The 22,749-nt window shown below is 59.8% G+C and carries 21 protein-coding genes and 1 pseudogene; 5 read left to right on the forward strand and 17 right to left on the reverse strand.

Translation table 11 applies throughout. The annotated features are described in order from the left end of the window. Positions 1–179: 179 nt before the first annotated feature. Genes ABLU95_RS23485 through ABLU95_RS23495 form a run of 3 tightly spaced genes read right to left on the reverse strand, consistent with a single transcriptional unit; the run spans position 180 to position 3,144 of the window. Entirely contained in the window at positions 180–1,145 is a 966-nt protein-coding gene (locus ABLU95_RS23485) for a lysylphosphatidylglycerol synthase domain-containing protein (protein WP_348880435.1), read from the reverse strand. Then, entirely contained in the window at positions 1,142–2,386 is a 1,245-nt protein-coding gene (gene clsB / locus ABLU95_RS23490; RefSeq protein ID WP_023288926.1) for a cardiolipin synthase ClsB, read from the reverse strand. The genes ABLU95_RS23485 and clsB overlap by 4 nt, the downstream gene beginning before the upstream one ends. Next, complete coding sequence (locus tag ABLU95_RS23495; protein ID WP_023288927.1) at positions 2,383–3,144, reverse strand: endonuclease/exonuclease/phosphatase family protein; 762 nt, start codon at positions 3,142–3,144, stop codon at positions 2,383–2,385. Before ABLU95_RS23495 ends, clsB begins: the two co-directional genes overlap by 4 nt. 131 nt (positions 3,145–3,275) lie before the next feature. Here ABLU95_RS23495 and ABLU95_RS23500 point away from each other — a divergent pair, with 131 nt between their 5' ends. Beyond that, positions 3,276–3,686 (forward strand): YbhQ family protein, encoded by a 411-nt coding sequence (locus tag ABLU95_RS23500; RefSeq protein ID WP_012542390.1) that lies wholly within the window; start codon positions 3,276–3,278, stop codon positions 3,684–3,686. On the opposite strand, the gene ABLU95_RS23505 is transcribed toward ABLU95_RS23500, so the two are convergent. The 6 genes and pseudogenes from ABLU95_RS23505 to ABLU95_RS23530 all read right to left on the reverse strand — a co-directional run. Further along, positions 3,648–4,754, reverse strand: coding sequence for an ABC transporter permease (locus ABLU95_RS23505; RefSeq protein ID WP_023288928.1), 1,107 nt, complete (start codon positions 4,752–4,754; stop codon positions 3,648–3,650). The genes ABLU95_RS23500 and ABLU95_RS23505 overlap by 39 nt on opposite strands. Before the next feature lie 129 nt (positions 4,755–4,883). Further along, positions 4,884–6,017 carry an ABC transporter permease gene (locus tag ABLU95_RS23510; RefSeq protein ID WP_023288929.1) on the reverse strand — a complete coding sequence of 378 codons (1,134 nt, stop codon included), beginning with the start codon at positions 6,015–6,017 and terminating at the stop codon, positions 4,884–4,886. Beyond that, positions 6,007–7,746: an ATP-binding cassette domain-containing protein gene (locus ABLU95_RS23515; protein WP_023288930.1), complete on the reverse strand. Its 1,740-nt coding sequence runs from the start codon at positions 7,744–7,746 to the stop codon at positions 6,007–6,009. Before ABLU95_RS23515 ends, ABLU95_RS23510 begins: the two co-directional genes overlap by 11 nt. Beyond that, positions 7,739–8,734, reverse strand: a complete 996-nt coding sequence (hlyD, locus tag ABLU95_RS23520; RefSeq protein ID WP_072421342.1) for a secretion protein HlyD — start codon at positions 8,732–8,734, stop codon at positions 7,739–7,741. Before hlyD ends, ABLU95_RS23515 begins: the two co-directional genes overlap by 8 nt. Continuing rightward, the gene (cecR, locus tag ABLU95_RS23525; RefSeq protein WP_023288932.1) at positions 8,734–9,393 is read right to left on the reverse strand and encodes a transcriptional regulator CecR; all 660 of its coding nucleotides are present in this window, start codon (positions 9,391–9,393) and stop codon (positions 8,734–8,736) included. Before cecR ends, hlyD begins: the two co-directional genes overlap by 1 nt. Before the next feature lie 73 nt (positions 9,394–9,466). After that, positions 9,467–9,823, reverse strand: a pseudogene (locus ABLU95_RS23530) (LysR substrate-binding domain-containing protein); the annotation flags it as partial. Positions 9,824–10,115: 292 nt separating this feature from the next. Between ABLU95_RS23530 and rhlE the strand changes: the two are divergent. The 3 genes from rhlE to ybiB all read left to right on the forward strand — a co-directional run bounded on the left by rhlE (position 10,116) and on the right by ybiB (position 14,818). Next, positions 10,116–11,471 carry an ATP-dependent RNA helicase RhlE gene (gene rhlE / locus ABLU95_RS23535; RefSeq protein ID WP_044521817.1) on the forward strand — a complete coding sequence of 452 codons (1,356 nt, stop codon included), beginning with the start codon at positions 10,116–10,118 and terminating at the stop codon, positions 11,469–11,471. Between the two features lie 192 nt (positions 11,472–11,663). After that, entirely contained in the window at positions 11,664–13,820 is a 2,157-nt protein-coding gene (gene dinG / locus ABLU95_RS23540; RefSeq protein ID WP_048334490.1) for an ATP-dependent DNA helicase DinG, read from the forward strand. A 29-nt stretch (positions 13,821–13,849) separates the two neighbouring features. Further along, on the forward strand, positions 13,850–14,818 hold the full coding sequence (gene ybiB / locus ABLU95_RS23545; RefSeq protein ID WP_032455217.1) for a DNA-binding protein YbiB: 969 nt from the start codon (positions 13,850–13,852) through the stop codon (positions 14,816–14,818). Between the two features lie 109 nt (positions 14,819–14,927). Here ybiB and ybiJ read toward each other — a convergent pair whose 3' ends face one another. From ybiJ to ABLU95_RS23565, 4 genes are all read right to left on the reverse strand, one after another. Continuing rightward, entirely contained in the window at positions 14,928–15,188 is a 261-nt protein-coding gene (gene ybiJ, locus ABLU95_RS23550; protein WP_004176772.1) for a DUF1471 family protein YbiJ, read from the reverse strand. 285 nt (positions 15,189–15,473) lie between these two features. Next, complete coding sequence (locus ABLU95_RS23555; RefSeq protein ID WP_085550622.1) at positions 15,474–15,740, reverse strand: DksA/TraR family C4-type zinc finger protein; 267 nt, start codon at positions 15,738–15,740, stop codon at positions 15,474–15,476. Positions 15,741–15,761: 21 nt separating this feature from the next. Next, entirely contained in the window at positions 15,762–16,022 is a 261-nt protein-coding gene (locus tag ABLU95_RS23560; RefSeq protein ID WP_032455234.1) for a DUF1471 domain-containing protein, read from the reverse strand. A gap of 141 nt (positions 16,023–16,163) precedes the next feature. Further along, the gene (locus ABLU95_RS23565; RefSeq protein ID WP_348880436.1) at positions 16,164–16,778 is read right to left on the reverse strand and encodes a flavin reductase family protein; all 615 of its coding nucleotides are present in this window, start codon (positions 16,776–16,778) and stop codon (positions 16,164–16,166) included. A 96-nt stretch (positions 16,779–16,874) separates the two neighbouring features. Between ABLU95_RS23565 and rlmF the strand changes: the two genes are divergently transcribed. Beyond that, entirely contained in the window at positions 16,875–17,789 is a 915-nt protein-coding gene (gene rlmF / locus ABLU95_RS23570) for a 23S rRNA (adenine(1618)-N(6))-methyltransferase RlmF (protein ID WP_023288944.1), read from the forward strand. Positions 17,790–17,791: 2 nt separating this feature from the next. Here the strand turns inward: rlmF and ybiO are convergent, their stop codons facing one another. From ybiO to glnH, 4 genes are all read right to left on the reverse strand, one after another. Beyond that, complete coding sequence (ybiO, locus tag ABLU95_RS23575) at positions 17,792–19,987, reverse strand: mechanosensitive channel protein (protein ID WP_348880437.1); 2,196 nt, start codon at positions 19,985–19,987, stop codon at positions 17,792–17,794. A 110-nt stretch (positions 19,988–20,097) separates the two neighbouring features. After that, on the reverse strand, positions 20,098–20,820 hold the full coding sequence (gene glnQ / locus ABLU95_RS23580; protein WP_004212183.1) for a glutamine ABC transporter ATP-binding protein GlnQ: 723 nt from the start codon (positions 20,818–20,820) through the stop codon (positions 20,098–20,100). Beyond that, on the reverse strand, positions 20,817–21,476 hold the full coding sequence (glnP, locus tag ABLU95_RS23585; RefSeq protein WP_002895837.1) for a glutamine ABC transporter permease GlnP: 660 nt from the start codon (positions 21,474–21,476) through the stop codon (positions 20,817–20,819). Before glnP ends, glnQ begins: the two co-directional genes overlap by 4 nt. 125 nt (positions 21,477–21,601) lie before the next feature. Then, positions 21,602–22,348, reverse strand: coding sequence for a glutamine ABC transporter substrate-binding protein GlnH (glnH, locus tag ABLU95_RS23590; RefSeq protein WP_004886198.1), 747 nt, complete (start codon positions 22,346–22,348; stop codon positions 21,602–21,604). Between the last annotated feature and the right edge of the window lie 401 nt (positions 22,349–22,749).

Here is a 22,749-nt window from a genome sequence, read left to right on the forward strand (position 1 = left end):
AAGTTCCTCTCACAGGCTCACACCCCGTAGGCCCGCGCAAGCGCAGCGCCGCCGGGCGAGACGCCAGGCGCAGTACCCGTGAAGTTGCCGGATGACGGCTGTGCCTTACCCGGCCTGGAGGACCCTCTCACAGGCTCACACCTCGTAGGCCCGCGCAAGCGCAGCGCCGCCGGGCGATTTCACTCGCGGGCCAGCTTGCGCTGGTTCTTTTGCCGCAGCTTTTTCGCCCGACTCTCCAGCAGCAGATAGGCCACCGTCGCCAGCAGCAGCGGCAGGAAATAATAGAGCGCGCGCCAGGCGAGGAGGGCGGCGATGATCGCCCCCTTCGAAATCTCTTCCCCGGAGAGCATGGCGATAAACACCGCCTCCAGCACGCCAATCCCGGCCGGGATGTGGATAATCACCCCGGCGATACTGCTCACCAGCAGTACTCCCAATACCAGGAAATAGTTAATCTCGCTGCCCAACAGCAGCCAGATGATCGCCCCCATCGCCATCCAGTTCGCCGCCGAGACCCCCATCTGCAGCAGCGCGAATCGCCAGGAGGGCAGCACCAGCCGCTGGCCTTTGATCGTCAGGTGACGGCGTTTGGCGAACGCGCAGCCGAAGAGATAGCACAGCGTGAGAAATAGCATCGCTCCGCCGATAATCCGCAGGGTGGTCTGGCTGATGTACCAGTGCGACGGCAGCTTCACCAGATCCGCCGTAAAGATCACCCCACCGAGCAGGATATAGCCCAGCCAGTTGGTGGTGATGCTTAAGGAAAAAATACGGGTGATGGTGCTATTGTTCAGCCCCAGCCGGGAGTACAGCCGGTAGCGCATGCCGATGCCGCCGACCCAGGTGCTGAGGGTCAGGTTGAAGGCATAGCAGATAAACGACACCAGCATTACCTGGCGTTTCGCCAGCTTGTGTCCGCACCAGGCGCGGCCAAGCAGATCGTAGCAGCCGTAGATCAGATAGCTGACGATGACCAGCGCAATGGCGCTGAACAAGGCCAGCCGATCGTAGCCGCGGATCACCTTCCACACTTCCTGCCAGTCGACCTTCTGCGCGTAAATCACCAGCAGGACGGTCACGGCGATAAAAAAGAGCACGGTCAGCACTCTTTTTGCCATCCGCCAGCGCGGGTGCGATTTGCTCATAGTGGATTATCCCTGGTAGGTGACTCGACGCGATCCTGCGTTTCAATTTCCGGTTGCACCGGCGGGCTAACCCTGGCCAGCCGCGGAGTATGGGCCGGCAGCCAGCCGACCCACGCCGGAAAGTGGCGCAGAAAGTGGAAGGCCATCACGCTCACCCCCAGCCGCCACCAGTTGCGTTTCGGCAGCATTGCTTTATCGATCCGCTGGCAATCCCGGGCGATAAGCCCGTTAAGGTTATCGCGCAGCGTCTGGTTAAACACCCTGTCGTGGATGATCAGATTGGCTTCCAGATTCAGCGACAGGCTGAGCGGGTCCAGGTTGCTCGACCCGACGGTGGCCCAGTGGTCGTCCGCCAGGGCGACTTTGCCATGCAGCGGACGGCGGCGATATTCGTAGATCTGCACGCCGCCTTTGACGAGGTAGTGATAGAGCAGGTGGGCGCCAAATTTCACAATTGGAATATCCGGTTCGCCCTGGACGATCAGCTTCACCCGCACCCCGCGCCGCGCGGCATTGCGCATCGCATGCAGCAGACGGTAGCCGGGGAAAAAATAGGCGTTCGCGATTATCACCTCCCGGCGGGCGCTGGTCAGCATCTTCAGGTAGTGGCGTTCGATATCGTCGCGGTGATCCTGATTATCGCGCCAGACGAACAGCGCCTGCGCCTCGCCGGGGGTCTGGTTGATCTCCGGCTGATGGCGACGACGGCGCCACCAGCGGCGGGCGGTTTCGCTGTTGGGCAGATTCTCCAGTTCGAACTGCAGAATATCGAGCACCACCGGCCCCTCAACCTGGACCGTGTAATCCTGCTTCGCCTCCGGGCCATAGTCGCTCATATGTTCGGCGGAGTAGTTGATGCCGCCGACAAAGGCGGTGGTGTCGTCGATCACCACGATTTTACGGTGCATGCGACGGAACAGGTTAGTGCGCATTCCCATCAGCTTAGGGCGCGGGTCGTAATAGCGGAAAATCACCCCGGCGGCGGTCAGTTCGCCGACAAACTCATCGCTAAGATCCGGCGAGCCGTAGCCGTCAAGCAGCACTTCCACCTGGATGCCGCGGCGGGCGGCCTTCAGCAGAACCGCGTGCAGCTGTCGGCCGACCTCATCTTCAAACCAGATAAAGGATTCGAGGATCACCCGCCGGCTGGCGCGACCGATGGCCGCAAACAGCGCCGGATAGTACTGGTCGCCGTTCTCCAGTAGCGTAATGCGGTTGCCTTCCTGCCAACGACATTTCACAAATGAATCTCCACGCTAAGGGGTGCATGATCGGACAGATGCCGCCACTGTTTGAGGGCCAGCGCCTTCGGGCGGCTGGCGTGGGCGTTCTTGACGTAAATGCGATCGAGGCGCAGCAGCGGAAAACTGACCGGAAAGGTGCGCGCCGGGCGTCCGCGGGCGCGGGTAAAAATCTCTTCCAGCCCCGCCTGGGCTTTTAACGGCTGGTTAGCCTGCTGACGCCAGTCGTTAAAATCCCCGGCCACCACCACCGGCTCGCCGGCGGGCAGGGTGTTGACCCATTCCGTCAGCATCCCCAGCTGCGCCTGCCGCTGGTCGGCACGCAGTCCGAGATGGACGCAAATGACGTGAATCGTGACGCCGCTCTGAGGCGGCACGATGCGGCAGTACAGCAGGCCGCGTTTCTCCCCGTTGCCGACCGAGATATCGCGATTCTCATAGTATTCAATCGGGAAGCGCGACAGCACGGCATTGCCATGGTGACCTTCCGGATAGACCGCGTTGCGCCCATAGGCGTAGTCGCTCCACATGGTGTCGGCGAGAAATTCGTAATGGGTCGTATCTGGCCAGTTTTCGATATGCAGCGGGTGAACTTCGTGAGCGCCCATCACTTCCTGCAGGCAAACTATGTCAGCGCTGACGCTGCGAACGGCTTCGCGCAGCTCGGGCAAAATAAAACGCCGATTAAACGCCGTAAAGCCTTTATGGGTGTTAATTGTCAGCACGTTCAACGAAAATCCCGACGTTGGCTCAGCCATAATTCTCCAGTAAATGTCACTTTCCTGAATAAAATAGTGTAGTAGACGTCACAAAAAGATGCGGTGTTACGGAATTTTCCGTAAAGTGCGGTACTCTGAGTAGCAGAGAAAAATCCTTCAGGAGAGAAGCCATGAAGTGGCAACAACGTGTACGCGTCGCAACAGGTCTTAGTTGCTGGCAGATTATGTTGCATCTACTGGTCGTGGCAGTGCTGGTGATGGGATGGATGAGCGGCGCGCTGGTGCGCGTCGGATTAGGGCTGTGCGTCCTCTACAGCGTCACGCTGCTGGCGATGCTGTTTCTGCAGCGTCATCACGAGGCGCGCTGGCGCGATGTGGGAGACTTCCTTGAGGAGCTCACCACCACCTGGTACTTCGGCGCCGCCATGATAGCGCTGTGGCTGCTGTCGCGCGTGCTGCACAACAACCTGCTGCTGGCCCTCGCCGGGCTGGTGATACTGGCAGGCCCGGCGGTGGTCTCGCTGCTGGCGAAAGATAAAAAATTACGCAATCTTTCTTCGGAACATCGCATACGCCGCTGAGCCGGTGGTGGCCGCTATGACCAGTAGCGGCCACAAACTTCCCCACACAATCTCCAGACTCGCATCCTTCAGATAAATTTGCTTGGTGATATCGGTAAAGTGGCGGATCGGGTTTATCCACGTCAGATCCTGCAGCCACTGCGGCATGTTTTCCACCGGTGAAACGTAGCCGGAGAGAAGAATCGCCGGCATCATAAAGACGAACACGCCGATAAACGCCTGCTGCTGCGTGGCGCACAGCGATGAGATCAATAAGCCAAAGCCCACCAGCGATAGACCGTAAATCACCATGGTGAAATAGAACAGCAGCAGCGAGCCGGCAAACGGGATCTGATAGGCCCAGATACCAATCGCCAGCACGATAGTCGCCTGCAGGGTGGCGACGATCAGCGCCGGCACCGCTTTACCGACAAAGATTTGCCAGGTGGCGAGAGGCGAGACCAGCAGCTGATCGAGGGTGCCCTGCTCGCGCTCGCGGGCCACCGACAGCGAGGTGACGATCATCACCCCGATGGTGGTGATCATGGCGATGAGCGACGGCACCACGAACCACTTGTAGTCGAGATTCGGGTTATACCAGTTGCGCACCACCAGTTCGCTATTGTTCGGCTTCGCTTTGTCCTCCAGCAGTTCCTGCTGGTAATTTTTCACGACCTGCTGCAGATAGTTGGCGGCGATTTGCGCGCTGTTGGAGTTGCGCCCGTCGAGCAGGAGCTGCAGCGGGGCGGTTTGATAGTTGTCGAGGTTGCGTGAGAAATCCGCCGGGAAGCGCACCACCAGCAGGGCTTTTTGTTCATCGATGGTCGGCTGGATCGCCTGCGGGCTTTTCAGCAGCAGGACGTGGGTAAAGGCTTTGGCGCGGGCAAAGCGCTGAGTGAGTTCCACCGCGTGGCGACCGCTGTCCTCGTTATAGATGGCGATGGTGGCGTTGGTCACCTCCAGCGTCGCGGCAAAGGGAAACAGCAGCACCTGAATCAGCACCGGCATGATTAAAATCGCCCGCGTCTGCGGTTCGCGCAGCAGCGACTGCAGCTCTTTGCGGATCAATGTCCATAAACGGTGAAACATATTAGCTCCTTTGGCCCATTCAACAACGCCGGGCGGTACTGCGTTCGCCCGGCGTACGGGTTCGGCGAACCGTATAATCGATGTTGGTTAAACCGTAGGCCCGGTCAGCGCAGCGCCACCGGGCAAAACCTAATCCAGACGCCGTTTGGTTTTCAGCCACGTCAGGCCGATAAACATCACCGCCGAAGCAATCAAAAACAGCACATTCACCAGCAGCACCACCGGAATATTGCCCGCCAGAAACAGGCTTTGCAGGGTGTTGACGAAATAACGCGCCGGGATCACATAGGTCACCGCGCGGATCACCGCCGGCATGCTGTCTATCTGGAAAATAAACCCGGACAGCATTATCGACGGTAAAAAGGCGGCGTTCAGCGCCACCTGCGCGGCGTTAAACTGGTTGCGGGTGATCGTCGAGATCAGCAGTCCCATCCCCAGGGTACTGAGCAAAAACAGACTGGTGATGACAAACAGGATCGGCAGCGAACCGCGATAGGGCACGCCGAGAATAAACACCGACACCAGCATACACAGCAGCATTGCCAGCATGCCGAGGAAGTAATAGGGGATGAGCTTGCACAGCAGCAGTTCAGCGCGGGTGATCTCCGTCGACAGCAGCGCCTCCATGGTGCCGCGCTCCCATTCGCGGGCCACCACCAGCGAGGTCAGTATCGCGCCGACCACGGTCATGATAATGGTGATCGCCCCGGGGATAATAAAGTGCTGGCTGATGGCCGCCGGGTTAAACCAGTAGCGCATCTGCACGTCGATCAGCGGTTCAAAGGTCTCGCCGCGGTCTTCCGCCCGCTGCTGCTGCCAGATCTGCCAGATACCCTCCACGTAGCCCTGGGCGAAGTTAGCGGTATTGGGCTCGCTGCCGTCGGTGATGAGCTGGAGCGGCGCAGTGGCGCCGGGGCGGGCCATCTGGCGGTCGAAGTCCACCGGAATAACCACCATCGCGCGGATGCGACCGGCCTGCATCAGCTCAATTAGCCGCTGGCGATTGTCACTGACGGTGGCGTCGATATAAGGCGAGCCGGTCATGGTATGGACGAAGTCCAGCGCCTCTTCGCTCTGCTGCTCCAGCAGAACCCCCACCCGCAGCTTACTGGAGTCGAGATTAATGCCGTAGCCGAAGATAAACAGCAGCAGCAGAGGGATCACCACCGCAATCAGCCAGCTGCTGGGATCGCGGACGATCTGCCGGGTCTCTTTGACGCACAGGGCGCGGACCCGCCGCCAGGAGAGGAGATTACTGCTCATGGCCATTCTCCTTATCCCAACGGTTAATCAGGGTAATAAACGCCTGCTCCATGGTCGGGTCCGTCTGGTTGTCATCCGCCGCCTGGGCCTTCAGTGCGTCCGGGGTGCCGCTGGCGATAAGCTTGCCGTGATAGACCAGCCCAATGCGGTCGCAATACTCCGCCTCATCCATAAAGTGAGTGGTGACCATCACCGTCACGCCTTTATCCACCATACTGTTGATATGCAGCCAGAACTCGCGACGGGTGAGGGGATCGACCCCGGAGGTGGGTTCGTCGAGAAAAAGAATGTCGGGTTCATGCATCAAGGAGCAGGCCAGCGCCAGCCGCTGCTTATAGCCGAGCGGCAGCTCGTCGGCGGCGTGGCGGGCGATGCTGTTCAGACCGAAGGCATCGCTCATGCGGGCAATTTTGTCATTTTGCGCCCGGCCACGCAGGCCGTAGACCCCTGAGAAAAAGCGCAGGTTCTGCTCGACGCTGAGGTTGCCGTACAGCGAAAATTTTTGCGCCATATAGCCCAGATGCTGACGCGCCTTGCCGGAGCTGACCTTGAGATCCATCCCCAGCACCAGCGCTTTGCCGGAGGTGGGCACCAGCAGGCCGCACATCATTTTGAAGGTGGTGGATTTCCCTGCGCCGTTGGGGCCGAGCAGGCCGAAGATCTCGCCGCGCTTGACCTGGAAATCGACGTGGTCGGTGGCGGCGAAATCGCCAAATTTTTTAGTCAGCGACTGCGCCTCAATCACCGTTTCGTCTTTGCTGCCGTCAACGCGATGGATAATCGCCCCCAGCGGCGATTCGGCGGTCCCGGCGCCGCCGAGCAGGTCGATAAAGGCGTCTTCAAAGCGCGGCGCGGTGTCGGTCACCTGCAGCGACGGCATATCGTCATGTTGCTGAACCTCATCGATGCGCGCCTCCTTTTTCAGGATCAGACGCACCGATTTGCCCTGAATCACGCCGTCGCTAACCTGCGGCAGCTTCAGCGCCCGCTGCAGCAGGCGGCGGTTGTTCTCCTGCGGGCTGGAGACCAGAAAGCTGCGCCCGGCCATGGTTTGCGTCAGGGCCGTCGGCTCCCCTTGATAGAGCAGTTTGCCTTCGTTCATCAGCAGCACATCGCGACACTGCTCGGCTTCATCGAGATAAGAGGTGCTCCACAGGATCAGCATGCCGTCGCCGGCCAGCTCGTGCACCATCTGCCATAGCTCGCGGCGGGAGATCGGGTCGACGCCGACGCCGGGCTCATCCAGCAGCAGCACCTTCGGGTCACCCACCAGGGTACAGGCGAGCCCCAGCTTTTGCTTCATGCCCCCGGAGAGCTTGCCCGCCAGCCGCCCGGTGAACGGGCCAAGGGCGGTGAATTCCAGCAGGCGGTCGAAAATTTTTTTCCGCGCCTCGCCGGTGACGCTGCGCAGATCGGCGTACAGGGTGAGGTTTTCCATCACCGTCAGATCTTCATACAGGCCGAACTTCTGCGGCATATAGCCGAGCACCGCGTGCAGAGCGCTGTCGTCTTTCAGCGGGTCAAAGCCAATCACCCTGGCGCTGCCTTCATCAGGCTTGAGCAACCCGGCGAGCATCCGCATCAGAGTGGTTTTCCCTGCGCCGTCGGGGCCTACCAGCCCCGTGACGTAGCCGGCGCGGATCGTACAGGTCAGCGGGGCCACCGCTGGCCTGTCCATCCCGGGGAAACGGCGGCTCAGGCCGTTTAAGGCGATGACGGCCTCACTCATGTCCGTTCCCGTTGTCAAAGGAGACGGTCACCGGCATCCCCTGGCGCAGCGCGCCGTCGGCGTCGTTTACCACGATGCGCAGACGGTAGACCAGATCGGTGCGCAGGTCCGGTGTCTCGACAGTCTTCGGCGTGAACTCAGCGCTCGGCGAGACAAAGCCGATTTTGCCGTGATAGGGTTTATCCGGCCGGCTGTCGGTATAGAGCAGCACTGCTTGTCCCGGCTGTGCCTGGCCGAGGTTTTTCTCGTCAACGTAGGCGCGGACCCATACTGGATGGGTCAGGGAGAGGGTTAGCACGGTGCCGCCGGCGTTGAGCATGGTGCCGGGCTCGACGGCGCGGGTCATCAGCGTGCCGTCGGAAGGGGCGGTCAGCACGGTATCGTGCAGGTCCAGTTTAGCCTGGGCCAGCGCCGCCTGCGCCTGTTCGAGGCTGGCTTTGGCCTGGGCTATCTCCTGTGGACGATTGCCGGCGCGGTATTGACGTAGTTTATCCTGCGCTGACTTTAGCGTTGCCTGCGCCTGGTCGCGCGAGGAGCGGGCGTTCTCCAGATCGTTGGCGGAAATGGCGCTACTGGCGCGTAAACCCAGCTGGCGCTGATAAAAGTTTTGCGCGTAGTCGTAAGCGGCCTGCGCCTGATTCACTGCCGCCGCGGCCTGGGCAATCTCTTCCGAGCGGTAGCCGGCCATCATCAGGTCATACTGCGCCTGGGCGGTGGAGACGTTGGCCTGCGCCTGCAGCAGGGCGTTTTCATAGGGGGCACGGTCAAGCTCGCCGAGGGTTTGCCCGGCGCGGATGCTGTCGCCTTCGTCGACGGTCAGCGAGGCCAGTCTGCCGCCGACGCGGAAGCTCATATTGACGGTGCGGATATCGACATTGCCATACAGAGTCAGCGGCTGCTGCCGGCTGCTCTGGTACCACCACCAGCCGCCGCCCAGCGCGGCGAGAAGAATCACGATCAGCAGAATGACAACGACGGGTTTTTTCATCAGCCCAAACTCCTTTGCGATAACCCATGCAGGATGAAATCGATATGACAGGTAATGACCTCAAAAATCTGTTCGGTTTTTTGCGCGTCAAACTGCGTCCAGCCGGTGCGCAGCAGGATGGTTTCACGCCCGAGACGGAAAGCGAGCACCTCGCCCAGCAGGGCGTGGGTATGAAGGATCATTTGCGTATCACCGGCATCGCGACCCGTCCAGGCGGCGATCAGCCGGGTGAGATAGTGGTGCAGGGGGGCGATCACCTGCTGGTGGATCAGATGGTACGCGGCGGTGGGCGCCAGCTGTTCCCGGGAAATAAATTTGCTCAAGTTGACCGTATCATCCTGGGTCAGCAGCAGGATCATGTTATGGCATGCGCTGAGGATGAGGGCGCGGATCGCCTGGCGATCCGGCGACTCTCCGGCGAGCAGGGCCTCCGCCGCTTCGGCGTGCGGGCGAAAATTGTCACCGATAAAATCGGCGATCCACTGGCCGCAGGCGAGATACAGGTCGTCTTTCGAGCCAAAATAGTAGGTGATAGCCGCGATATTCTGCCCGGCCTGGGCGGCAATATCGCGGGTGGTGGCATGCTGGCCGTACTCGCCAAACTGGGCGATAGCGGCCGCGATAAGCTGGCTTTTTGCCTGTTCGCCTTTACTGGTCATCGCGCTCTGAAAAAGTTAATCAATCGATTGATTAACTTTAGGCGCCGACTGGCGGTTTGTCCACTTGCCGGGACTAAATATGAAAACCGTCTTCCTGTAGCTCCCCGGCGACCCAGGCGAAGAAGCGCTGGACCTTTTCCTTCTGTTCATTGGCGTGGGGAAGGACGAAGTGGTGCGCGCCGACCGGCATACTCCGCTCGTCGGCAAACACCGGCGTCAGCTGCCCCTGACGCACGTGGCCGCCGGCCAGCAGATTGCTTTCCAGGATCAACCCCATCCCCATCCGGGCCGCCTCGATGCTCATGTACGACCGGTCGAAATTAAAGATAAAGTTTTTGTGCCAGCCGCGGACCTTGTGCCACGACAGCCAGTTGCTCCAGTTAATTAAGGTGCTGTCGGAATGGATCAGATCGCAGGCCAGCAGATCTTCCGGGGCGCGAATTCCACGATCGCTACGGCATCTCCACCGCGAAGATCGTTGAAAAAATTAAGTATCGTCTGCGTTAACCGCGCTGCGGCGACCCGCCTGGCCGCTGAGCGCCCTCAGCGGCCTTCTTCCCCCCGCCAGCCAGGCGCGGCATTCTTTTGCAGATTTTATGCGGCCTGTCACAAAATCTGCTAGACTGCGCCCCTTCATGGCATTGTGGTTTTTGCCATCTCTTATCGCAATAATCTCCCTGAAAACTACGCCCTTCACCGGGCCGGGGCGGTTCGGAGTTGTTATGTCTTTTGATTCCCTTGGCCTGAATCCCGATATCCTGCGCGCTGTCGCTGAGCAGGGCTACGTTGAGCCGACCCCTATCCAGCAGCAGGCGATCCCGGCGGTACTGCAGGGCCGCGACCTGATGGCCAGCGCCCAGACCGGCACCGGTAAAACGGCGGGCTTTACTCTGCCGCTGCTGCAGCGCCTGATCCAGAACGAGCCGCACGCGAAGGGTCGTCGTCCGGTGCGCGCGCTGATCCTGACCCCGACCCGCGAGCTGGCGGCGCAGGTGGGCGAGAACGTGCGGGATTACAGCAAATATCTGAATGTTCGCTCGCTGGTGGTGTTCGGCGGCGTGAGCATCAACCCGCAGATGATGAAGCTGCGCGGCGGCGTCGATATCCTCGTCGCCACCCCGGGCCGTCTGCTGGACCTGGAACACCAGAACGCCGTCAGCCTCGATAAAGTGGAAATCCTCGTACTGGATGAAGCGGACCGCATGCTGGATATGGGCTTTATCCATGACATCCGCCGCGTACTGGCTAAACTGCCGCCGCGTCGGCAGAACCTGCTGTTCTCGGCGACCTTCTCCGACGAGATCAAAGGCCTGGCTGAGAAACTGCTGCACAACCCGCTGGAAGTGGAAGTGGCGCGTCGCAACACGGCCTCCGAGCAGATCACCCAGCACGTCCATTTTGTTGACAAAAACCGTAAGCGCGAGCTGCTGTCGCAGCTTATCGGCGAAGGCAACTGGCAGCAGGTGCTGGTCTTTACCCGCACCAAGCATGGCGCCAACCACCTCGCGGAGCAGCTCAACAAAGACGGCATCCGCAGCGCGGCGATCCATGGCAACAAGAGCCAGGGGGCGCGTACCCGCGCGCTGGCCGACTTTAAATCCGGCGGCATTCGCGTGCTGGTGGCGACCGATATCGCCGCCCGCGGTCTGGATATCGAAGAGCTGCCGCACGTGGTGAACTACGAGCTGCCGAACGTGCCGGAAGATTATGTCCACCGTATCGGCCGTACCGGTCGCGCCGCGGCAACCGGCGAAGCCTTGTCGCTGGTGTGTGTGGATGAGCACAAGCTGCTGCGCGATATCGAGCGCCTGCTGAAGAAAGAGATCCCGCGCATCGCGATTGCCGGCTATGAGCCGGATCCGTCCATTAAAGCCGAGCCTATCCAGAACGGTCGCCAGCAGCGCGGCGGCGGTCGTGGTCAGGGTCAGGGACGCGGCGGCCAGGGCCAGGGGCGCAGCGGACAGCCGCGCAGCCAGAGCAGCGCCCCGCGTCGTCAGGACGGCGAGGCGCCGAAAGCGCGCACTCAGGACGGCAAACCGCCGCGCCGCCGTCGCCCGCGTAAACCGGCTGGCGAATAACAGGCTGATGCCCGGACCGCGAGAATGCGGTTAAGCACGGCTCAGGCCCGTCTGTCCGCTACGCGGCGGCGGGCCTTTTTCTTTCCATTACACTATTTGTCGAGCACGCTTCCACACTGAGCAGAAAGCAATACCTCCGGGCGGGCAAAAATGGCACAATAGTGGCTGTTTATACAGTATTCAGGTTTTCTCATGGCTTTGACCGCTGCGCTGAAAGCGCAAATCGCCGCCTGGTATAAGGCGCTTCAGGAACAGATCCCGGACTTTATTCCCCGCCCCCCGCAGCGGCAGATGATCGCTGATGTGGCGAAAACCCTCGCCGGGGATGAGGGCCGGCATCTGGCTATCGAAGCGCCGACCGGCGTGGGTAAAACGCTGTCATATCTGATCCCCGGCATTGCCATCGCCCGTGAGGAACAAAAAACGCTGGTGGTCAGCACCGCCAACGTCGCCCTGCAGGATCAAATCTACAGTAAAGACCTGCCGCTGCTGCGCAAGATTATCCCCGACCTGCGCTTCACCGCCGCCTTCGGTCGCGGACGCTACGTCTGCCCGCGCAATCTGACGGCGCTGGCCAGCACCGAGCCGACGCAGCAGGATCTGCTGGCCTTCCTCGACGACGATCTCACCCCGAACAACCAGGCCGAGCAGAAGCTGTGCGCGACGCTGAAGCAGGATCTCGACAGCTACCGCTGGGACGGGCTGCGCGACCATACCGACAAAGCCATCGACGATGGGCTGTGGAGCCGGCTGAGCACCGATAAGGCCAGCTGCCTGAACCGCAACTGCCACTACTATCGGGAGTGTCCGTTCTTTGTGGCGCGGCGGGAAATTCAGGAGGCGGAAGTGGTGGTGGCCAACCATGCGCTGGTGATGGCGGCGATGGAGAGCGAGGCGGTGCTGCCGGAGCCGAAAAACCTGCTGCTGGTCCTCGACGAAGGCCATCATCTGCCGGACGTCGCCCGCGATGCGCTGGAGATGAGCGCCGAGATCACCGCCCCCTGGTTTCGCCTGCAGCTGGATCTGTTCTGCAAGCTGGTGGCTACCTGTATGGAGCAGTTCCGCCCGAAAACCACGCCGCCGCTGGCCAACGCGGAGCGGCTCGCCGGCCATTGCGAAGAGCTGTTCGAGCTGATTGCGTCGTTGAATAATATTCTCAATCTCTATATGCCCGCCGGTCAGGAAGCGGAGCATCGCTTCCCGATGGGCGAACTGCCGCAGGAGGTGATGGAGATCTGCCAGCGGCTGGCGAAGCTCACCGAGACGCTGCGCGGGCTGGCGGAGCTGTTCCTTAACGATCTCAGCGAAAAGACCGGCAGCCATGACGTGGTGCGCCTGCATCGGGTGCTGCTGCAGATGAACCGCGCCCTCGGCATGTTTGAAAGCCAAAGCAAGCTGTGGCGTCTGGCGTCGCTGGCGCAGTCCTCTGGCGCGCCGGTGACCAAATGGGCGACGCGGGTGGTGCGCGACGGCCAGATCCACGTCTGGTTCCACTGCGTCGGCATCCGCGTCAGCGATCAGCTGGAACGACTGCTGTGGCGCAGCGTGCCGCATATCGTGGTGACGTCAGCGACGCTGCGCTCTCTAAACAGCTTCTCGCGCCTGCAGGAGATGAGCGGCCTGAAGGAGAAAGCGGGCGACCGCTTCGTGGCGCTGGATTCGCCGTTCAACCACGTAGAGCAGGGGAAAATTATTATTCCTCAAATGCGCTATGAACCGCTGATGGATAACGAAGAGCAGCACATCGCCGAGATGGCGGCCTATTTTCGCCAGCAGGTGGAGAGCAAGAAACATCTCGGGATGCTGGTGCTGTTCGCCAGCGGGCGAGCAATGAATCGCTTCCTGGAGCATGTGACCGATCTGCGCCTGATGCTGCTGGTGCAGGGCGACCAGCCGCGCTACCGGCTGGTGGAGCTGCATCGCAAACGGGTGGAAAGCGGCGAGCGCAGCGTGCTCGTGGGCCTGCAGTCCTTCGCCGAAGGTCTCGATTTAAAAGGCGATCTGTTAAGCCAGGTGCATATCCATAAAATCGCCTTTCCGCCCATCGACAGCCCGGTAGTGATCACCGAAGGCGAATGGCTGAAAAGCCTCAATCGTTATCCCTTCGAGGTACAGAGTTTGCCCAGCGCCTCCTTTAATCTTATTCAGCAGGTGGGGCGTCTGATCCGTAGCCATCACTGCTGGGGAGAGGTGGTGATTTACGATAAGCGTCTGTTGACCAAAAACTACGGCGCGCGTCTACTGAACGCGTTACCTGTTTTTCCCATAGAGCAGCCGGGCGTCCCGGAGGTTATAGTAAAACGTAAAGCAAAACAGACAGCAAAACAGACAGGCCGCAAACGTCGTTGACGCCGGCGCGTGACGCAACAGGGGGAGCCATGGAGTACAGCAAAATTATAAAAGAGGTGGGCCGCGGTAAGAATCATGCCCGCGACCTGGATGAAGAGACCGCCCGTGCGCTCTACGCGCGGATGCTGAACGGCGAGGTGCCGGAGCTGGAGCTGGGGGGAATATTAATCGCCCTGCGCATCAAAGGCGAAGGCGAAGCGGAGATGAAAGGCTTTTACGCCGCGATGCAGCAGCATACTCTGCGCCTGACCCCGCCGGCAGGCAAGCCGATGCCGATCGTTATCCCCAGCTACAACGGCGCGCGCAAACAGGCGAACCTGACGCCGCTGCTGGCGATGCTCCTGCACAAGCTGGGGTTTCCGGTCGTGGTTCACGGCGTCAGTCACGATCCGACCCGGGTGCTGACCGAGACCATTTTTACCCTGCTGGACATTCCGGCTACCCGGCATGCCGGCCAGGCTCAGGCGCAGCTGGAGGGGCATGAACCGGTATATATCCCGGTGGGGGCCTTCTGCCCGCCGCTGGAGAAACAGCTGGCGATGCGCTGGCGGATGGGCGTGCGCAACAGCGCCCATACGTTGGCCAAACTGGCCACGCCGTTTGGCGAAGGGGAGGCGTTACGTCTCTCCAGCGTATCGCATCCGGAATATGTTCCCAGGGTGGCGAGCTTCTTTCGCGAGACCGGTGGCCGCGCGCTGCTGATGCACGGTACCGAAGGCGAAGTGTACGCCAACCCGCAGCGCTGCCCGCAGATCAGCCTGATCGATGACCAGGGCGTGCGGGCGCTGTGCGATCGTCAGACCGAGGCCGCGGCGGAGGAAGTCATTCTGCCGGCCTCGAAAGATCCCGAAGTGACCGCGCGCTGGATCGAGCGCTGCGTCGCCGGCGTCGAACCGGTACCCCACTCGCTGAAGATCCAGCTTGCCTGCTGTCTGCTGGCCTGCGGGGAGGTCTCAACCCTGGAGCAGGGGCTCAGCCGCGTCAACGACTGCTGGTGATTGGCTCGGCAGAATAAAAAAAAGCCCGTCCGGTGGCTCGGACGGGCAAGGCAAGGGTATTAAAGGTCTTTTCAGGGTTAATTCAGTGGCTTACAGGGTTGAGCTGCGATTATTTATAGATAACCGCGGTACCGCTCAGTTTGTTGTTGGTGTTAGCGGAAGTGATGCTATAGCCGGTTGCGCCAGCGGCTTCGGCTTTAGCAGCCAGTTTCGCTTCCAGACCATCTAACGTGGTTGCGCCTTGCGCAGACACCACGCCGATCTTATTCATGCTTTCAGCCTGAGCGGGGGTAACCGGCTCGGCGGCAAAGGCGCCGAAGGAAAGGGCGGTCAGAGCGATGGCAGCGGCAGCATATTTGATGTTTTTCATAGTTAATCTCTCGCAGGTTGTTCTGTTCAGGGGACGATGTTCCGTCGATGTGATAAGTATCACGCTTTTTTGCGGGAGATAAAATCGAAGGAAATTCACAGTCTTCATCTAATTTTTTGAATGATTAATAATTTACTGATTATTAATAAATTATTTCTCATTCTTTTTGTCTGATGGCGGAGCGAGGGAGACCGGCACGCTTAAGGGCACATATTGCGACATTTATCGCCAAAAAGTGTGCGCGAAAAGATAATGCGAAAGGCTGTCATGAACGGTAAAGGAAAGTCAGCGTAGCTGGCTATCCTTAGAACCGCGACGATTATATCCTGAAAATGTATTGTTATGTAAATCTTTATCCTGCTGGCACTTCACGCAGTATCTCACCCCGGGTATCGCCTGTCGGCGCGCCTCCGGAATCGGCTCTCCGCATTCATCACAAAATTTGTTGCTTTCGCCGTGCGGAAGCTCGCGGCGGGCGCGAGCCACCGCATCGTCAATGGTGCTGTCGATCTGATCCTGTACGGCGCCGTCGCCTGCCCAACCTGATGCCATTGTCTGCCTCCTGTAAAAAGGTTATTGATAAATTATAGCTGAACCGTACAGCCGGTTACCGCTGCTGGCGGCATTGACCCGCCAGGCTATCGCCCCACGACGGTGGGCCTTATCCGCGAGGGCGGCCACCAGGTCGTCAAGGGTGCGGGCCCCGGAGGCGGAGACGGTGCCGACAGGACGCAGCGGCCCGTCATAGGGCAGTACGGGGGGCGGCGGCAGGGAAGAGGCCGCGTCGGCCTGAGCGGCAAGCGCAGCGGCGAACAGCAGCGAGGTGATTTTCATCAGCATATCCTCATAAACAGCATGGGACATAGCTTAAGTGTAGGCCTTTCCAGCCCGCGCGGTAGGGAATTTTTTATGCAAAAACAAGGCGTTTCGCCCGCAACCGGCGCAGGGTAGCGGTCCCCGCGCCAGGGATATTATTTAGCGGGCATCCGGGCGGATCATGTCAAAACGCAGGCTGTCATCAATACTGTAATAGGCGCTCGGCCCCCCGGCACGCAGGATCGGCTGAGCGCGGGCGGTTTGATAGATGCCGTTCTCCAGCAGTGATTCATCGATATGCACGGCGACCACTTCGCCGAGCACCAGCCATGTATCGACAAGGTTGCCGTCGGCGGTGGTGAGCTGAATACATTGCGACAGGCGGCACTCAAAGTTCACCGGGCTCTCCGCCACCCGGGGGGTCTTGACCAGGCGGCTGGCGGCGGCGGTGAGTCCGGCGCGCACGAATTCATCCTCATGGTGCGGGATCGAGGCGGAGGTTTCGTTCATCGCGGCGGCCAGCGGGCGCGTCGCCAGGTTCCAGACGAACTCCTTCGTTTCGACGATATTTCGCACGCTGTCTTTCCAGCCGCTGCTGGCGAAACCAATGATCGGCGGGCGATAGTTAAAGCAGTTAAAAAAGCTGTATGGCGCCAGATTACGCTGGCCCTCGGCGTCCTGCGAGGCGATCCAGCCTATCGGGCGAGGCCCGATTATTGCGTTGAGCGGGTCATGCGGCAGGCCGTGGCCCTGCGAAGGTTGATAAAAGTACATGCTGCACCTGTCACGGATAAAGGAGATATCCAGACTCCCTTATTTACCGAGCGGCCGTCAACGGGTATCTTACGCGGCTGTTCAAAGGAGATTGTCATGAAAGCCCAGAAACCGGGGTTACACCCGCGTAACCGCCACCATCAACGCTACGACCTGCCCGCGCTCTGCCAGGCGCATCCTGACCTGCAGGCATACATTACGCTCAATCCGCTGGGTGAGCAGACCATTGATTTTGCCAATCCGCAGGCGGTAAAGGCGTTGAATAAAGCGCTGCTGGCGCATTTCTACGCGGTCAAACACTGGGACATTCCTGATGGTTTTCTCTGTCCGCCGGTGCCCGGGCGGGCCGATTATATTCATCATCTGGCGGATCTGCTGGCCGGGGACAGCGGCGAAGTGCCGAAGCAAGCCACGATCCTTGATATTGGCACCGGCGCCAACCTCATTTATCCCCTGATCGGCGTTCACGAGTACGGCTGGCGCTTTACCGGCAGCGAAATCAGTCCGGAAGCCTTCGCCAGCGCCCAGGCGATTGTCAATGGCAACCCGGGGTTGACCCGGCAGATCCGTCTGCGTCGGCAAAAAGAGAGCCAGGCTATCTTCCACGGCGTGATCCACAAAAACGAGACCTATGACGCCACGCTGTGTAATCCGCCGTTCCATGACTCCGCAGAGAGCGCCCGGGCGGGCGGTGAGCGCAAGCGCCGCAATCTCGGACTCGGCGCCGACAGCGGGCTTAACTTTGGCGGTCAGCAGCAGGAGCTGTGGTGCGAAGGAGGCGAAGTGGCCTTTATCTCGCAGATGATCCGCGAAAGTCAGGCCTTCGCCCGCCAGGTGAAATGGTTTACCTCGCTGGTGTCGCGCGGCGACAATCTGCCGCCGCTCTACCGCCTGCTGACCGAGGTTGGGGCCGTGAAAGTGGTGAAAAAAGAGATGGCCCAGGGGCAAAAGCAGAGCCGCTTTATCGCCTGGAGCTTTATGGACGACGCCAAACGCCGCCGTCCGTTCTAACGCTACTCCGCGGCCGGGCTGTCTGAGCCCGGCATCGGCAGCTGCTGCCAGGTTTGTACCGGGGCGCGAACCCCGGCGCGGTCGAAGTGCTTTTTCACCTGGGTGTCGAGGGCAAAACGCACCGTCCACTGCTTCAGCGGCAGGGTGGTGAAGTTGACGCGCAGCGTAAAGGCGGTATTGCTCAGCCCCACCAGCCCGGCGAACGACGGTTCGCCAATGATCAGGCCGCGGATCTCCTCCTGGGCCAGCAGATCGTCCACCGCCGCCTTCAGCGCCTGACTGGCTTTATCCAGATCCTCATGGCGGTCGACGTCATAGTTGGCCACCACCGAGCCAATGCCGCGCACGAAGTTGGCAAAGGTGGTGATCGAGGACCAGGGGATAATGTGATAAGCGCCGGTATCCTGGCGCACCCCCACTGAGCGAATCGACATCCGTTCCACCGTGCCGGTCAAGGGACCGATGGTGACCAGGTCGCCGGTATTCATCCCGTTCTCAAACTGGATAAAAATGCCGGTGATAATGTCTTTGACCAGGGTTTGCGCGCCAAACGAGATGGCCAGCCCCAACGCCCCGGCGCCCGCCAGCAGCGGCGCGATATTGACCCCAATCTCCGAGAGCAAAATCATCACCGTGATGGTGCTGATCACCACCGCCAGCGCGTTGCGAAACAGCGTCAGCAGCGTCCGGGCCCGTGCGCTGGGCAGCGGGCGGCCATGGATATCCGAGGCCAGCCGGTTTTCGATCAGGCTGGCCAGCACCGTCCAGCCGATAGCGGAGAAGAAGAGGATAAGGGCGATACGGATCAGCACATCCACCGTTTTTTGCCCGGCATCGTTGTGCAGCCATTCGCGGAAGTCAAACAGCCCCCAGGCGCTCAGGAGCAGCATGATGGCGACGCAGACGGTGAGAATACGCGCTGCCTTCAGCGACGCGGAGATCCAGCCGTTCAGCCGCTTTTGCAGCTCAGGATAGTTGCGCTGAGTGGCAGGGGAGAGGGTGATGGTTTTGGCTATCCAGCGCGACAGGATGCCGGACACCAGCGCCGCGCCGCCGATAATCGCCAGGCTGCGCAGGGTGGCGCCCATCATAAATTTCAGGCTGTTGCCCGGGTCGAACAGGGAAAAGAAAAAGAGCACCACAAAGTAGGCGCAGGCCAGCCAGTGCCAGATCAGAGCGAAGGCGCGGATAAACAGGCTAAAGAAGGAGAGCGAGCGGTCAGCCAGATGGATCAGCCCCTGCGTAATCACCGCTTTGTTATGGAAAATCAGATACAGCGCCCACAGCGTAATGCACAGCATGATGACGACGTTAGCCAGCGCGCCGACCTGAACATTCACCTGGTTGGAGATAATCGGCACCGCGACGATCAGGCCGTAGCCGATCAGGCTGCTGAGGGCGCTCAGGCGCAGGCTCCAGTAGGAGGCGGCCTCGTCGCTGAGGTTAAAGGGCCTGAGCGCCGGGATGCGCGGGCAGAAAATGAGCCGCAGGATGGCTTTAAAGAATTCGATCAGCGCGAAGGCGTTGAGGAAAAGGCTCTGCTGGAAGGCGATAGTAGGATTGTCGCCATTCAGGCGATCGCTCAACAGCTGACCGATAAACAGGGTCAGCGCCAGCAGCAGCAGATCGATGATAAACGCCCCGGCGATGGTCAACGGCAGCTGGAGCCAGTTTCCGCGATCGCGGTTTTTATGCCGTCCCCATTCGCCCATTTTACGATACAGCGGCAGCGCCGCGAGGCGTACCAGCCACCAGAAGGCAAACACCAGCCCGGCCAGCAGTAAAAAATGCCAGGCGGCGCTGGTAAAGGTTTGCGGATTAAAGGGCTTATGCGGCGAGCCGGTAATATTGCGCCACAGCTGGGAGAAGCGCGATGAGAGCGCATCGCCATATTCCCGGCTGATCTGCGTGACGTTCTCCAGCACCGTGGTCTCTTCTTTCACCGCCGGCGGCGTCAGCGTCGGGGTGCTGTCGGGCGGCGGCGTGGCGGCCGCTTTACGCAGCTGGTCAATGAGCTCCTGGCGGGCGGAGTCGTTGGCCAGCACGTCGGCCAGCGCGGCATAGGCCGCTCTTTTCTGTTCTACATCGGGTTCGCTGGCGCTGGTTTTATCGGCATTAGCGGTCGGCACGCCGGGCAGGGCGGCGGCGGAAAGCGGGGGAATAAACAGCGCAGCGAGCAAAAGCAGGATCCACGGCATGGGCACCTCCGTTGCAACGTAAACGGGTAAGTATAGAAGCCGATGGCGGAAGAGGAGGGAAGAGGAATCTGGAAAGCGGCTCTCTCCGCGACGGAGAGAGCCGTTGTGGGTCAGGCGACGTGCTGCAGGAATTCCCGCAGACGCGGGCTTGGCGGGTTGTTCACCAGCTCCTGTGGGTTGCCGTCTTCGGCAATTCGTCCCTTGTCGATAAAGATCAGGCGCGAGGCCACTTTTTCGGCAAAGCCGATTTCGTGGGTCACAATCACCATCGTCATGCCCTCTTCCGCCAGATCCTGCATCACCTTGAGCACTTCATGACGCAGTTCCGGGTCGAGCGCGGAGGTGGGCTCATCAAACAGCATCATCTTCGGCTTCACCGCCAGCGCGCGGGCGATGGCCACACGCTGCTGCTGGCCACCGGAGAGTTCAGACGGATAGTGATGCGCGCGCTCTGCCAGACCGACTTTCGCCAGCAGATCTTTCGCCAGCTTCTCCGCCGCCTGCTTGCTGGCGCCGCGTACCCGTAGCGGGCCAAACATCACGTTTTCCAGCGCTGTGAGGTGCGGGAACAGGTAAAACTGCTGGAACACCATCCCGGCTTCCTGACGAATCAGACGTTCGTCCACCTTCGGATCGTTGACCTTCAGGCCATCGACAATCAGATCGCCGCTGGTGATCTCTTCCAGTTTATTGATGCAGCGCAGCATCGTCGATTTACCGGAGCCGGACGGGCCGATAATGACCACCACTTCACCCTGATTGATTTTCAGAGAGATATCGTGCAGCACCTGGGTCGGGCCAAAGTGCTTGGAGACGTTTTTAAATTCAATCACAGGATTTTCATCCTTCTTTCAAGACGACGCAAAATAAAGCTCAGGACCAGGGTGATGATCAGGTAGATCACGGCAACGGCGCTCCAGATTTCCAGCGCGCGGAAGTTGCCGGCGATGATCTCCTGTCCCTGACGGGTCAGTTCGGCGACGCCGATGACGATGAACAGCGAGGTGTCCTTGATGCTGATGATCCACTGGTTGCCCAGCGGCGGCAGCATGCGGCGCAGCGCCAGCGGCAGGATCACGTGGCGAATGGTTTCGCGACGCGACAGGCCCAGCGCCAGGCCCGCTTCGCGGAAGCCTTTATGAATGGAGAGCACCGCGCCGCGGGTAATTTCCGCGATATAGGCGCCCGAGTTAATCATGATGGTCACTACCGCTGCGGAGAAGGGGTCGATGCGCAGGTCGCTAAAGGCCATCGGCAGCGCAAAGTAGATGAACATAACCTGCACCACAATCGGGGTGCCGCGAATGATTTCAATAAACACCAGCGCGATGTGGTTGGCGATCCAGCCGCCGAAACAGCGGGCGAAACCGGCCACCAGACCGATGATCAGGCCGCCGGCCAGGCCGAGGACGGAAATCCACAGCGTCATTTTGGCGCCTTCCAACAAAATCGGAATGGCGGGCCAGATGGCACTCCAGTCAAACTGCATAATACGTTCCTGTTACCGTGTCGAGAGCAGAGGAAAGCCTCCGCCAAAATACTGTCTCCCGCAACGTCTGTGCCGGAAGACCGTTGTGAAGTCGCCGGGACTGCGCCCGGCGATGTACGTTTTTATTATTTTGGTTCAGTGCCGAACCATTTTTTATAAATTTCGTTGTAGGTGCCGTTCTCGCGCAGCGTTTTCAGCGCACCGTTCACTTTCTCACGCAGCTCGTCGCTGCCTTTCGGGAAGGCGATACCGTAGTTTTGCGCTTCCAGTGATTCACCTACCGCTTTGAATTTGCCGTTGCCCGCGGTTTTGATGAAGTAGAGGATGTTCGGCGTATCGTGCAGGACCGCATCCGCGCGGCCGGTACCCAGCTCCATGTAGGCGTTATCGATATTCGGGAACTGACGCAGATCTTTGGTTTTGATATTGGCTTTCGCGTAGTCAACGGAGCCGGTGCCGCTCTTCACCGCGACCACTTTGCCGTTCAGATCTTTCACATCTTTGATGTCGTTATTATTGGCGTTGACCATCACCAGCAGGCCGCTCTTGTAGTAGCCGTCAGAGAAGTCGATGGCTTTTTTACGCTCGTCGGTAATGGTGATCCCCGCCAGCGCCAGATCGATATTTTTGGTTTGCAGCGCCGGGATAATGCCGCTGAAGTCCATTGGCTTCAGGGTGTAGTCGAGCTTCAGCTCTTTGGCGATGGCCGCCCACAGGTCAACGTCAAAACCCACATACTTATCGCCTTGCTTAAATTCGAACGGGACGAACGCCGTATCGGTGGCGACAACCAGGGTCTTATTGGCGGCATGGGAAGAAACCGCAAAAGCCAGGGTCAGTGCAGCCAGTGAAACTTTAAATACAGACTTCATAGCATTTCCTTTTATATCCACGGGACGATCCCCTGCGAGAACGACTAGCCTAATGAAAAAATCGTGCCACTTTTACAAGCTGTTGTTTTTCAACAAACGAAGCGGTAGCCGTTGCACAATATCGATCGTTTCAGGCAAAGAGTGCACCATAACGGGGCGTTATTTTGGTGCATCCTGAGGTCGCTGAATTACGAGCCCATTTTTAGCGCAAACCCTGATGGGAAAACAATCTCGCCGTAACGATTGTGTGAGGTGATTATTACAATTGTTTTACTTTTGTGCGCATTTTCATCAATTTGACGCCCTGAAATGGTGCAAGGCCAGCGGGTGAGGGAAAAAGGAGGAGGGGAAAACAACAAGGGCTGGGTAGAAAAAGCAAAGGCGCCGTCGACCGCGCTGCG

Source organism: Klebsiella sp. GG_Kp146 (genome assembly GCF_040061975.1).
Lineage (GTDB): Bacteria > Pseudomonadota > Gammaproteobacteria > Enterobacterales > Enterobacteriaceae > Klebsiella > Klebsiella quasipneumoniae.

What these genes read in the sequence shown, in the direction of transcription:
- ABLU95_RS23485 (WP_348880435.1), bottom strand. Translation starts at nt 1,145, where the DNA reads ATGAGCAAATCGCACCCGCGCTGGCGGATGGCAAAAAGAGTGCTGACC.
- ABLU95_RS23495 (WP_023288927.1), bottom strand. Translation starts at nt 3,144, where the DNA reads ATGGCTGAGCCAACGTCGGGATTTTCGTTGAACGTGCTGACAATTAAC.
- ABLU95_RS23500 (WP_012542390.1), top strand. Translation starts at nt 3,276, where the DNA reads ATGAAGTGGCAACAACGTGTACGCGTCGCAACAGGTCTTAGTTGCTGG.
- ABLU95_RS23505 (WP_023288928.1), bottom strand. Translation starts at nt 4,754, where the DNA reads ATGTTTCACCGTTTATGGACATTGATCCGCAAAGAGCTGCAGTCGCTG.
- ABLU95_RS23510 (WP_023288929.1), bottom strand. Translation starts at nt 6,017, where the DNA reads ATGAGCAGTAATCTCCTCTCCTGGCGGCGGGTCCGCGCCCTGTGCGTC.
- ABLU95_RS23515 (WP_023288930.1), bottom strand. Translation starts at nt 7,746, where the DNA reads ATGAGTGAGGCCGTCATCGCCTTAAACGGCCTGAGCCGCCGTTTCCCC.
- hlyD (WP_072421342.1), bottom strand. Translation starts at nt 8,734, where the DNA reads ATGAAAAAACCCGTCGTTGTCATTCTGCTGATCGTGATTCTTCTCGCC.
- cecR (WP_023288932.1), bottom strand. Translation starts at nt 9,393, where the DNA reads ATGACCAGTAAAGGCGAACAGGCAAAAAGCCAGCTTATCGCGGCCGCT.
- rhlE (WP_044521817.1), top strand. Translation starts at nt 10,116, where the DNA reads ATGTCTTTTGATTCCCTTGGCCTGAATCCCGATATCCTGCGCGCTGTC.
- dinG (WP_048334490.1), top strand. Translation starts at nt 11,664, where the DNA reads ATGGCTTTGACCGCTGCGCTGAAAGCGCAAATCGCCGCCTGGTATAAG.
- ybiB (WP_032455217.1), top strand. Translation starts at nt 13,850, where the DNA reads ATGGAGTACAGCAAAATTATAAAAGAGGTGGGCCGCGGTAAGAATCAT.
- ybiJ (WP_004176772.1), bottom strand. Translation starts at nt 15,188, where the DNA reads ATGAAAAACATCAAATATGCTGCCGCTGCCATCGCTCTGACCGCCCTT.
- ABLU95_RS23555 (WP_085550622.1), bottom strand. Translation starts at nt 15,740, where the DNA reads ATGGCATCAGGTTGGGCAGGCGACGGCGCCGTACAGGATCAGATCGAC.
- ABLU95_RS23560 (WP_032455234.1), bottom strand. Translation starts at nt 16,022, where the DNA reads ATGAAAATCACCTCGCTGCTGTTCGCCGCTGCGCTTGCCGCTCAGGCC.
- ABLU95_RS23565 (WP_348880436.1), bottom strand. Translation starts at nt 16,778, where the DNA reads ATGTACTTTTATCAACCTTCGCAGGGCCACGGCCTGCCGCATGACCCG.
- rlmF (WP_023288944.1), top strand. Translation starts at nt 16,875, where the DNA reads ATGAAAGCCCAGAAACCGGGGTTACACCCGCGTAACCGCCACCATCAA.
- ybiO (WP_348880437.1), bottom strand. Translation starts at nt 19,987, where the DNA reads ATGCCGTGGATCCTGCTTTTGCTCGCTGCGCTGTTTATTCCCCCGCTT.
- glnP (WP_002895837.1), bottom strand. Translation starts at nt 21,476, where the DNA reads ATGCAGTTTGACTGGAGTGCCATCTGGCCCGCCATTCCGATTTTGTTG.
- glnH (WP_004886198.1), bottom strand. Translation starts at nt 22,348, where the DNA reads ATGAAGTCTGTATTTAAAGTTTCACTGGCTGCACTGACCCTGGCTTTT.